General features: G+C 50.4%; 11 protein-coding genes and 1 tRNA gene. 9 read left to right on the top strand and 3 right to left on the bottom strand.

Going from position 1 to position 10,150, the window contains the following annotated elements; translation table 11 throughout:
- Positions 1-9 precede the first annotated feature (9 nt).
- On the bottom strand, positions 10-870 hold the full coding sequence (locus ACI31J_RS05495) for an NAD(P)H-hydrate dehydratase (RefSeq protein ID WP_439773433.1): 861 nt from the start codon (positions 868-870) through the stop codon (positions 10-12).
- Positions 871-962: 92 nt separating this feature from the next.
- On the opposite strand from ACI31J_RS05495, the gene pepV reads away from it, so the two are divergent.
- The 4 genes from pepV (at position 963) to ACI31J_RS05475 (ending at position 5,684) form a co-directional block, all read left to right on the top strand.
- Entirely contained in the window at positions 963-2,363 is a 1,401-nt protein-coding gene (gene pepV, locus ACI31J_RS05490) for a dipeptidase PepV (protein WP_439773432.1), read from the top strand.
- 62 nt (positions 2,364-2,425) lie between these two features.
- Positions 2,426-2,923: a universal stress protein gene (locus tag ACI31J_RS05485; protein WP_439773431.1), complete on the top strand. Its 498-nt coding sequence runs from the start codon at positions 2,426-2,428 to the stop codon at positions 2,921-2,923.
- A 134-nt stretch (positions 2,924-3,057) separates the two neighbouring features.
- The gene (locus tag ACI31J_RS05480) at positions 3,058-4,464 is read left to right on the top strand and encodes a L,D-transpeptidase family protein (RefSeq protein WP_439773430.1); all 1,407 of its coding nucleotides are present in this window, start codon (positions 3,058-3,060) and stop codon (positions 4,462-4,464) included.
- A gap of 113 nt (positions 4,465-4,577) precedes the next feature.
- Positions 4,578-5,684, top strand: a complete 1,107-nt coding sequence (locus ACI31J_RS05475; protein WP_439773429.1) for a glycoside hydrolase family 73 protein — start codon at positions 4,578-4,580, stop codon at positions 5,682-5,684.
- 78 nt (positions 5,685-5,762) lie between these two features.
- Here ACI31J_RS05475 and ACI31J_RS05470 read toward each other — a convergent pair whose 3' ends face one another.
- The gene (locus tag ACI31J_RS05470; protein ID WP_439773428.1) at positions 5,763-6,395 is read right to left on the bottom strand and encodes a deoxynucleoside kinase; all 633 of its coding nucleotides are present in this window, start codon (positions 6,393-6,395) and stop codon (positions 5,763-5,765) included.
- A 163-nt stretch (positions 6,396-6,558) separates the two neighbouring features.
- On the opposite strand from ACI31J_RS05470, the gene ACI31J_RS05465 reads away from it, so the two are divergent.
- The 5 genes from ACI31J_RS05465 (at position 6,559) to ACI31J_RS05445 (ending at position 9,923) form a co-directional block, all read left to right on the top strand.
- On the top strand, positions 6,559-7,167 hold the full coding sequence (locus ACI31J_RS05465; RefSeq protein WP_439773427.1) for a hypothetical protein: 609 nt from the start codon (positions 6,559-6,561) through the stop codon (positions 7,165-7,167).
- Positions 7,168-7,228: 61 nt separating this feature from the next.
- Positions 7,229-8,242 carry a ribose utilization transcriptional repressor RbsR gene (gene rbsR, locus ACI31J_RS05460; protein WP_439773426.1) on the top strand — a complete coding sequence of 338 codons (1,014 nt, stop codon included), beginning with the start codon at positions 7,229-7,231 and terminating at the stop codon, positions 8,240-8,242.
- Between the two features lie 119 nt (positions 8,243-8,361).
- Entirely contained in the window at positions 8,362-8,589 is a 228-nt protein-coding gene (locus ACI31J_RS05455; RefSeq protein ID WP_439773425.1) for a hypothetical protein, read from the top strand.
- A complete protein-coding gene (locus tag ACI31J_RS05450) occupies positions 8,582-9,253 on the top strand; it encodes a lysostaphin resistance A-like protein (protein ID WP_439773424.1) in 672 nt (223 codons plus the stop codon). The genes ACI31J_RS05455 and ACI31J_RS05450 overlap by 8 nt, the downstream gene beginning before the upstream one ends.
- Before the next feature lie 376 nt (positions 9,254-9,629).
- Positions 9,630-9,923: a heavy metal-binding domain-containing protein gene (locus ACI31J_RS05445; protein WP_439773423.1), complete on the top strand. Its 294-nt coding sequence runs from the start codon at positions 9,630-9,632 to the stop codon at positions 9,921-9,923.
- 81 nt (positions 9,924-10,004) lie between these two features.
- On the opposite strand, the gene ACI31J_RS05440 is transcribed toward ACI31J_RS05445, so the two are convergent.
- A tRNA-Leu gene (locus ACI31J_RS05440) sits at positions 10,005-10,088 on the bottom strand.
- Between the last annotated feature and the right edge of the window lie 62 nt (positions 10,089-10,150).

The following is a 10,150-nucleotide window of genomic DNA, read 5'->3' as shown; positions in this document are numbered from 1 at the left end:
ATTAGCTGATTAATTTAAGAATCCGATGTGCGATTCAGTATCGGCGTTCTCCATCTTCTTCATAAAGACGGGCAGGGCGCGGCTAATCTGGTGGGGCAAGACGATGTATTGATTCTTTGCGATATTTTCCGCGATGGCGCTGTGGGCGTAAACTGCGGCCAGGACCGCCTTCAGCGGCGTTTGGTGGAACTCAGCTACGAAGCCGCCGACCATTCCGGCCAGGGTATCGCCCATTCCCCCGACGGCTTGCGCAGGGGTCCCGATGGTCAGCTGGTAGGTCTGATCGGCCGCGTAGATCTCGGTATGGTGTTTTTTGAGAACGATCGTGGCAGCAAGCTGGTCGCGGGCCGCCCGATTACGTTCTGGCGTCTGATCGGCGATTTTGATGCCGGAGAGGCGTTGCCATTCCATCTCGTGAGGGGTATAGATGATGTTGCCCTGCGGCGCGGCAAGGTGCTCTTTGGCCATCAGGGTGATTGCGGACCCGTCGATGACCACGTTTTGCTCGCTACGGGTGTGGGCAAAGACGTTTTTAAGGACGTGCAGTCCCTGGTCGTCATCACCGAGGCCGGGGCCAACGACGACTGTTGTGGCGGCGGCGACTAGGTTAGCGACCTGATCATCGTTGGTAAAGTCGGCGAACATTGCCTCGGGGAGCTGGGAGTGCAGGGCACCAGAGTTACTTTGATCGGTGCAGACGGTGACCAGGCCCGCGCCAGCGCAAACTGACGCAGTGGCGGCCATGATAATTGCCCCGCCAAAGTTGCGATTTCCACCGACAAGGGTGACTTTGCCAAAGGTGCCCTTGAAGCTGTGTTCGGGCCGTGGTTTGATGACATCATGCAGAATTTGGTCGGTTAACTTTTCCATAAAAAACACTTCCTAGATGATTTCGATTTTTTTAATCGACACTTTAATGGTATCATTATTTTAACAAATTAAATAATTGGAGGAAGAATAAAATGACAGACTGGTTAAAAGCAGCACAGAGTCAAGAAAAAGACTACCTGAACGATTTAACGGCCCTGATGAAGATCCCGAGTGTCCGGGATGATGCGGCGGCAACCGATGAGTACCCGCTCGGTCCCCGGCCGGCACAGGCCCTCTCAGCTTTCTTGGAGATGGCTGAACAGGACGGCTTCCGCACCAAGAACATCGATAACGTGGTTGGCTATGCTGAATGGGGCGAGGGGGATGAAACACTGGCGATCCTTGCTCACCTGGACGTCATGCCGGCGGGCAAAGGTTGGGACACCGACCCATTTGATCCAGTGATCAAAGATGGCAACCTGTATGGTCGTGGGGCCTCTGATGACAAGGGTCCCGGGATGGCGGCCTACTATGCCTTAAAGTACCTCAAGGACCAGGAAGTGCCTTTTAACAAGCGGGTCCGGTTCATTGTCGGGACCGACGAGGAAAGCAATTGGACTGGGATGCACCGCTACTTTGAAGTTGAGCCGGCCCCAACGCTGGGCTTCTCACCCGATGCTGAATTCCCGGTAATCAACGGTGAAAAGGGGCAAGTTTCGTTGAAGATTGGCTCGCCAGCTACCAACGGCGACGAATACGTCCTGAAGAGCTTCCACTCCGGCCTGCGCTTCAACATGGTACCGCGTGAAGCTGTCGCCTTAGTAACGGTTCCCGACCGTCAGGCGGTGACAACGGCCTTTGCCCAGTTTGTTGATGACAACCCAATTGCCGGTTCAGCTGAGCAAACTGATGACGGGTTGAAGCTGACGGTGATTGGCAAGGCGGCCCACGGAATGGAGCCGGAACAGGGAATTAACGCCGGAACCTACCTGGCGAAGTTCCTTGACCAATACGAATTTGCGGCTGGTGCCAAGAGCTTCATTCATTTCCTGGCCAAGTACCTGCACTTGGACACCCGGATGGACGGCTTCGATGGGGCCTTTACTGATCCGGTAATGGGTGAATTGACGATGAATGCCGGAATCTTGAACTTTGACCAGGAAAACGGTGCCGACATCGACATGAACTTCCGTTTTCCTAAGGGGATTACGCCGGATGAGCTTGAGGGTACCGTTAAGAAGGTTACCGACCAGCTCGCCCTGACGGTTACCCAAGGGCCTTCGCAAAAGCCGCACTACGTCGATCCGGAAGACCCGATCGTCAAGACATTGATGCAGGCTTACATTGACCAAACCGGTGACACTGAAGCCAAGCCAGAAGTGGTCGGCGGAGGAACCTATGGCCGCTTGATGGAGCGGGGGGTTGCCTTTGGGGCCCTGATGCCGCAGACGCCGAACACGATGCACCAGGCCAATGAGTACCAACCAGTGGCTGACCTGATTAAGTCCATGGCCATTTACATGGAAGCGATCAATAATTTAGTAACCGACTAATACACATTTTATTGGTCGTGGTACAATAGAGTTGTAGCATATAGTTATTTGGAGGTGTTTTTATGAGTTATCAAAAGATCCTCGTGGGAATAGATGGTTCGACACAGTCAGATATGGCGTTTAACAAGGCGGTTGAGGTTGCCTTGCAAAATAATGCTCAGCTCTACTTGTTGAGTGTGATTAATGGTGAACGCTACCCAACTACTGGACCAAGCGGCTACGGTTTCGTGGACCACAGCATCTATGAGTCTGCAGTCGAAGTGATGAAGAAGCGTCTTGGCGAGTACCAGGCCAAGGCCGAAAAAGCCGGTCTCAAGGATGTTAAGACTGATGTTGTCATCGGAAACGCTAAGCTTGAGTTGGCTGAAGAGTACCCAGCCAAGAATGATATTGACCTGATCGTGATTGGGGCCACCGGATTAAACGTCGTCGGTCGGTTGATTGTTGGATCGACCGCTGCATACACAATTCGTGAAGCACCTTGTGACGTTACGGTTGTGAAGACCGATATGAGTAACAAGAAGCTGGACGTCAAGAAAAACAGCTATCCAGAAATTTAATTAGTCAAAATCCGGATGCCGACGGGTATTCGGATTTTTTAATTGCTTTGGATGTGGCAAAATAATCAAAAGCTAGTATAATCTGGGTTATCAGGTGGTAACACCATTATTTTGACGATGGGAGTAATCCTAAGATGCAACTGCGACTTAAATATTTAATTACTATAGTTGTCGTTTTATTAATCGGGGCTTTAGGGGGAATGTCCTGGCACCAGCACACCCACTTTAATCGTAACGTCACGATTAATGGGGTGCCGGTTGGTGGCATGACTGCCCAACAAGCCTATAGTAAGGTGAAGAACACGAACCGGGCCAATAAGGTCTACCTGAACGGGCAACTGATCTACCAAGGAAGCGTCACTTCTTCGGGGATCAGTAGCCAGGACCGCAGTCAGTTTGCCAAGGCTCTCAAAAAGCAGGTGACCTTCTTCCCTTCTGGCAAACAGCAGAATTTGCTGGTATGGACTAACCAGATTAAAAATGATCCGCAATCAGCGGCTAAGCGTCAAGCGGTCATTAACCATACTCAGCGGCTGAATAAGGGGCGCCGGGCACCGGTTGATGCCTATGCCGTGCTTGAACATAATCAGGTCAAGCTAGTGGACAGCAAGGCTGGGACCCAGTACGATCAGGCGGACCTATTGCATCAGTTCAACCAGCGGGCGGCCAATGGAACCGTGCGGCTGACCGCGCACCGTTTGCAGCCGTTGTCGACCAAGAGTGCTACGGTACAGAACGAAAAGAAGCAACTGCAAAAGCTGGTTGGACGGAGCATCCAGTACAAGGTTGAAAATAAAAAGTATAAGTTTACCAGTGCGGATGTGATTACCAAGGCAACCTACCGGAATGGCAAGTACCAGTTTGACACCACCGCGGTGAACAAAAAGATCAAGCAGATCAACCACGCCCAGGCAACCCTGGGCCGGGCCTTTAAGTTTAAGACTCACGCCGGTAACGTTATCACCACTAATCGCAAGGGAAGTTATGGCTGGAAGATCAGTGCAGACCGGGCTGGCCAAACTCTGGCCCAGGCAATCGCTGATGGTAAGAAGGAAGTTAGCGCCGCCAATGACATTTATGGGATCGGCTACACGACCCGTGGGACCGGCTATGGGGTCACCAGCAATGATGGTCTGGGCGGCACCTACGCTGAACTTTCGATTTCAGACCAGCATGCCTGGTTCTACCGCGATGGCAAGTGTGTCTTCGATGCCGACGTGGTAACGGGAGCTAACACCCCTGAGCAGGAAACTCCTAAGGGGGTCTGGTACATCATGTATCAGCAATCACCATCTGTCCTGCGCGGGAAGAACAGTGATGGCTCCAGCTACGCCAGCAAGGTCCAGTACTGGTCCCAGTTCACCGACAGCGGATGTGGTTTCCACGATGCCAGCTGGCGGAAGAACTGGTCAAAGACGGCTTACTTGAGCAGCGGGAGCGTGACTACCGGCGGTTCACATGGTTGTGCCAATATGCACCCGAGTGATGCCGGAACGGCCTACCATGACCTGCAGGTTAATGAACCAGTGATTGTTTACTAACATAAAGAGAAGTCCCAGAGAAATCTGGGGCTTTTTTATTTGCGCCAAAAAGTGCAACGCGGTTAATTTCCCGTAATTAGTTATTAGAGAATGAATGAACAGGGGGATTAACGATGAAAAAGCCATTGATAATCGGGACCGTGGCCGCACTGACCATTGCCAATACGGGGATGACCGGGGTGGCCAGTGCGCTGGAGGATCCACGTCAGGAGGCAGAACACCTAATTATTGATCAAAAGCCTGTTGATGAGCAGGCAATTCAAACACGCGGTCCGGCATACGCCAATGAATTCTTAGCTGCTTTTCGCCAGTTCAGCGGGACCTATGAGCAGGCGTTTAAGCAGGGGATGATCGATGGTCAGCATGGTGTGCGCCGTTCAATAGGCGGCGGGGTAGCTGGGGTGGCCTACCAGCGCGGCTGGGACCGTGGTCAGCAACTGGTACCCGATAACGGGACGGTCGAAGATGATGTCGTGCGTATGGGCGAACCGACGCCACCGGCACCTGATCAAGAACCGGTGATGCCGCCAGCAAACGATTCAGCTGACCAGGGCACTTACTCGCCTCAAGAGCCGACGAACGGTCAGCGGCTCTTTATTAACCGCCTAGCGACCGCTGCTCAGCAGGTTGGCGCCGAATATGACCTCTATCCCTCGGTGATCATTGCACAGGCAGCTTTGGAGAGCAACTGGGGGAATAGTCGACTCAGCCGGGCGCCTTTCCACAACCTGTTTGGCGTGAAGGGCTACTTCGCCGGCCAAACTACCAGCCAACTAACTGGGGAATACCAGAACGGCCAGCGTCTGATGATTGTTGATAATTTCCGCCGCTACCAGAGTGACTATGAGGCGTTGCACGACTATGCTCAGACCCTCCAGGCACCCCTCTATCGCGATGTTCATCGTCAATACGCAACTACCTATCGCCATGCCACTCATGCCTTACAGGGCCGGTACGCAACCGACCCGCGTTATGAGCAGAAGCTAAATCAGCTGATTGATAGTTATCAACTGACCCGTTATGACCACCAGCCTCGTCAAGCAAACACCAGACCGGTGAAGGTCAAGGTAGCCAAAGAGCAGGTTCCTAAAAGAGTCAATCACGCCAAGGCAGGGCATGACCGCCCCAGCCATCACCACTCTTCAACCATGCTCTCGGTCGCCGGCGGTCTGGGTTCGGCCGGCCTGATCGAGCTGGGCCGCCGGTTATTTTTAAAATAAAAAAGACTGAGAAAGTTTCTCAGCCTTTTATTGATTATACGGTAATCATGGGGAAAACTTCTTTCCAGCTTCTATATATTACCTAATTTGTGCCAGTCGTTCGTCGATCATCCCCAGAACGGTTTCAACGTTCTTCGGGTTTTCCAGGTCATAGGTCTCCAGGTCAATCTTCATCTTCGGACTAGCATCATAATCCTTGTACCATTGTTTGTAGGCACTCCACATCTTGTAGTAGTAGTCCTTCAGCTCTGGGTTATTATCGATCTGCTCATAGTCCCGGCCCCGTTTCTTGATCCGGTAGAGGATCGTTTCAAAGTCGGTTTCGGAGTAAACCATGAGGTCCGGTGCTTTCTTCGGCAGCTGTTGCAAGTCCTTCATCATGTTATCGAGGAGGTTAAGGTATACCTCGAGCTCGGTATCAGTGATGTTACCCTCGGCATTGTTTTCCCGGGTAAACAGGGCGTCCTCGTAGATTGAACGATCGAGGACGTTGTTATCATCGGACAGCGCCTGCTTGATCATGGAGAACCGCTTGTTTAAGAAGTAGATCTGAAGCAGAAAACCGTATTGCTTCGGATCCTTGTAGTACAGTGGCAAAACGGGATTTTCACCGACTGGTTCAAAAAATGCTTTAGTATTTAAGTGTTCGGCAATCTTTCCCGTAAGTGTAGTTTTGCCGACACCAATCATTCCTGCTGTAATAATCACCATGATGGCCCCTCTTTACTTTTAATAACACAAAAACCATCTTACTACAAAATGTTGTGGATTCCTATGATAAATTTTGCTAGATTTAGTAGGAAGCTAAGAAAAGTCCGGCTGCTGGGGAATAATCCCCAACCGGAAAAATATTAAATAGTAAGGTGAAGATAAAATGACAAGAATGGCGGAAAACACGGTCCGCGAACAGCTGGCCCTGGCAAAACAAGGAGGCTACCTGGTCGAAGTCCATAACCTGCCCGGGGATGATTACTTTAATGTTGGTTTCGTAGTTGGGATGGACCCGCTCTTTTGCCTGCTGATCAGCATTGACTGGGACGGCAAGATTAACGGCCTAATCGTGATTCGGATCAGCAGTATTCAGGCCGTAATCAAGCAAACTGACTACCTGACGACGGTCTCCGAGAAAACCAAGGTGGCCCACCGCTACCATTACTTTGATATCTGGCGCGTGCAAGAGTTTTTGGATGAACATCCGGAAATCACGCGCGGCAACCTGTTGGAAAAAGCCCTGCAGGACTCTTACAGCAATCATTTATCGGTGGTGGTCGGGACTCGGAAGTACAAGGGCAATGATGACTTTACCGGGAAGATTGCCCAGCTTGACCGGATTCAACTGGTTTTGCACTACTTCAACGAGCACGACTTGTCATCGTTATGGGAATACCAGGTATTACTGGCCCAAATCGACTACCTGCGCTTTCGGGGAACCCAGATGGCTACTGGGCAGCAGATCTTTGCGGACATTTTTCCCGAAGAATAATTGCAACGGTCCCCAAATTAATATAAAGTTAAAGTACTAAACGAAAATGGTGGGACTAAAAATGGGGAAAAAAGTAACAATTCGCGACATTGCTCGGCTAGCCGGAGTATCGGTAACGACGGTGTCACAGATCTTGAATGGCAAGGGGGAACGCTTCAGCGAGAAGACGCGGGATAAGATTTTCAAACTGCGGGATGAGTATGGCTACGTGCCTGACTTCAATGCCCGGAGTTTGATCCTCCGGCAGTCCTCAAGTATGATCGGGGTCCTGGTGCCCAATATCAGCAGTCCATTCTTCGGAACCTTTGTCGAGGGGGTCCAAGATGTTGCTCAGCATGAGCGGATGATCCCGCTGATTTTTAGCGCTGATCGCAACGCTGAGTTAGAGCAGAACTATCTCTCGCAGATGCTTGAGCGATCAATTGACGGACTGATCATTGCCAGTGCTACCATGACCACTGATACAATTGAACGGATCATCGGCGCACGTGATGTACCATATATTCTTTTTGACCAAAACTATGCTCAAGAGGGGACCCGGGTGTTGACGGATGACTACCGTGGCGGTGCATTGGCGGCTCAGCACTTAGTTGACCTTGGTCATCGGAAGATCGCCATCCTGGAACCCAATGAGCTAAGTGAAAACTTCACCCAGCGGCTGACCGGTTTCCAAGAGTGCCTGCAAAAGAACCACATCGATTTGGACGTGACGCATAACGTAATCAAAGCCGCGCTGAGTCGGCGTGGGGGCTACGCCGCCGCCACGGCAGTCATTGGGACTGGCGCGACGGCAGCCTTTGCCGGCAACGATGACATGGCCATTGGCTTGATGAGGGGGCTTAAGGAACAAGGGATCAAGGTCCCCGGCCAGGTCTCCGTAATGGGCTATGATGACATTTACCTGGACGAGTATGTTTCACCTCAATTGACGACAATTCGTCAGCCAATCATGGACCTGGGGATTGGGGCGGCGAAGATGTTGCTGAACAAGATTCGCTCTGACCAGGAGCAGGAACAGATTCAACGCTTCCCAGTGGAGCTGGTTCGACGGCAGAGTACAGCCCGGGTCCGGTAGTCTTAGTTAAATGCTTGTACGGCATAGAAATTGTGAGAATGAATAATTGAGTTAGGGATCGCAGGGTTGTGATCCTTTTTTAATTTTAGTAAACTAGTTGGAAAAAAGGGGTAAGATGATTGAAAGCAGAATACCTAATTAAAATTATCCTTCCAACTTTTATTATTTTTGCGGTGTTGGTTTGGCTGACGGCGGCGCACATTATCTCGGGCTGGCAGATGTACCTTCTGTGGATATTAGGCTTTGTCTGTGCCAACCTGTGGGTGACCCGGGTGACAGCCAAGCGCAGTTACCAGCGTTTGCGTAAACGACGGGAGAAAGAAGCTGAGCAGCAAAAAAATGAGTAAGCTTGCAACCTTTTTTGATTTCATATCTCGGGTCGGCATCATGCTGATCCTCTTTTTACTGATCCAGTTGCCGCCGGTGGCAATCTCGATTGCCAACCGGTACCCGAACAATTTCTGGCTAACTATCCTGTTGATGGTAATTTTCTTGATGATGTTTGCCTTTATTATCGGCTGGGCCCGCCGCCTTTACAATCAGTATAACCAGTTGCCCGGCGGCCGGCTACGCATTGGGATGGTGGTGCTCGGCTACTTCGTTTTGGTGCTGGGGATGGCCTTCTTCGGTCATTTGAACGTGTTGCTATTTCATCAGACGCAGACCGCCAACAATCAAGCGCTTGCTCAGCTGCTCAACCACAATCAATTAGCGACGGTGGTCTTTGCTATCTCGTCCTTTACCCTGACGCCGGTAGCTGAGGAGCTGATTTTTCGGGGCGTACTGACGAACCTCTTCTTTAAGCCGACCTGGTTTTGGCCAAAGGTGGTTTTGTCAGGACTGGTCTTTTCGTTTGCCCATATCAGTACCAACATTGTCAGCTTCTGTACCTATTGTTTCATGGGGATGGTGCTGGCGTATGTCTACCGGCGGTCGGGTTCTTTGAAGAACTCCATTGCCCTGCATGCCCTTAATAATCTCGTGGCAATGGCGGCATTGCTAAATATTTAAAATAGCTGTTGTAATCGCTTCCATAAGGTGGTATATTAAAGACGTGGAAGGAAAGAAAACGAAGAGAACATGATTCGTCATGAGATTCTCCTACTAGTTCAAAGCGCCGAAGGAAGTTATGGAGTAGGCTAGAAGCAACGTAAGTGTGACCAGAAATATCGATTAAAGTTTTGAGTTCGTCTATGTTCTGTGATCAGGTCACCAGGGTGCACTTTGGCAGTGGTAAAATGCGACTTTGCGGAAGTTTAGAATCAAAGAAAAAATAAAATGTAATTAGTTCCAGTGCAAAGTGGCAAGATTCCTTCCGTGAGTTATTTGAAGGACGCAGGTAATATGCCTGCGTCCTTTTGTTATATAATATGCATGAGGTGATTCGATGTTTTTATCAACAGAAGCTTTCCCACAAGCGCACCGTATTCTAGGAATCGTCAATGCGACGAGTCATTTGATGCTACCGAGTGAGGAAATTGATGCCTTTGAGTCAATGGATCAGCTTTTCAGCGAGGTTGAGGCCAAGCTCAAAGAAAGAGCAACGGCCAAGGGCGCCGATGGGGTGGTGAACGTCCGATTTACCACGAACGTCGCCAACGTCCAGGTTGCCCCGAAGTTCCTGGTGGTCACGGGGTATGGAACGATGATTCAATTTATTGATAAGAAAAAGATGAAGTGATGCAGGGCACTCACTTCATTTTTTGCTGTTATGTATTGTGAAACAAAAAAACCGGTAGAATAACATCTACCGGATTAAAAATGCCCCAAACAGGATTCGAACCTGTACATGGAAACCCATACAACGACCTGAACGTTGCGCGTCTGCCAATTCCGCCACTGGGGCATCAACTTATTAAGTTGTTATGTTATCTCAACCAGACAACATAGATTATTATATCTAAATTC

Source organism: Limosilactobacillus sp. (assembly GCF_051873075.1).
In the GTDB taxonomy this organism is placed as follows: domain Bacteria; phylum Bacillota; class Bacilli; order Lactobacillales; family Lactobacillaceae; genus Limosilactobacillus.
Note: the sequence above shows the minus strand (reverse complement) of the source record. Positions and strands in the feature narration are given on the sequence as shown.

Coding starts and splice junctions, on each gene's coding strand:
- ACI31J_RS05480 (WP_439773430.1), top strand. CDS start 3,058: ATGCAACTGCGACTTAAATATTTAATTACTATAGTTGTCGTTTTATTA.
- ACI31J_RS05465 (WP_439773427.1), top strand. CDS start 6,559: ATGACAAGAATGGCGGAAAACACGGTCCGCGAACAGCTGGCCCTGGCA.
- ACI31J_RS05485 (WP_439773431.1), top strand. CDS start 2,426: ATGAGTTATCAAAAGATCCTCGTGGGAATAGATGGTTCGACACAGTCA.
- ACI31J_RS05450 (WP_439773424.1), top strand. CDS start 8,582: ATGAGTAAGCTTGCAACCTTTTTTGATTTCATATCTCGGGTCGGCATC.
- pepV (WP_439773432.1), top strand. CDS start 963: ATGACAGACTGGTTAAAAGCAGCACAGAGTCAAGAAAAAGACTACCTG.
- rbsR (WP_439773426.1), top strand. CDS start 7,229: ATGGGGAAAAAAGTAACAATTCGCGACATTGCTCGGCTAGCCGGAGTA.
- ACI31J_RS05470 (WP_439773428.1), bottom strand. CDS start 6,395: ATGGTGATTATTACAGCAGGAATGATTGGTGTCGGCAAAACTACACTT.
- ACI31J_RS05445 (WP_439773423.1), top strand. CDS start 9,630: ATGTTTTTATCAACAGAAGCTTTCCCACAAGCGCACCGTATTCTAGGA.
- ACI31J_RS05475 (WP_439773429.1), top strand. CDS start 4,578: ATGAAAAAGCCATTGATAATCGGGACCGTGGCCGCACTGACCATTGCC.
- ACI31J_RS05495 (WP_439773433.1), bottom strand. CDS start 870: ATGGAAAAGTTAACCGACCAAATTCTGCATGATGTCATCAAACCACGG.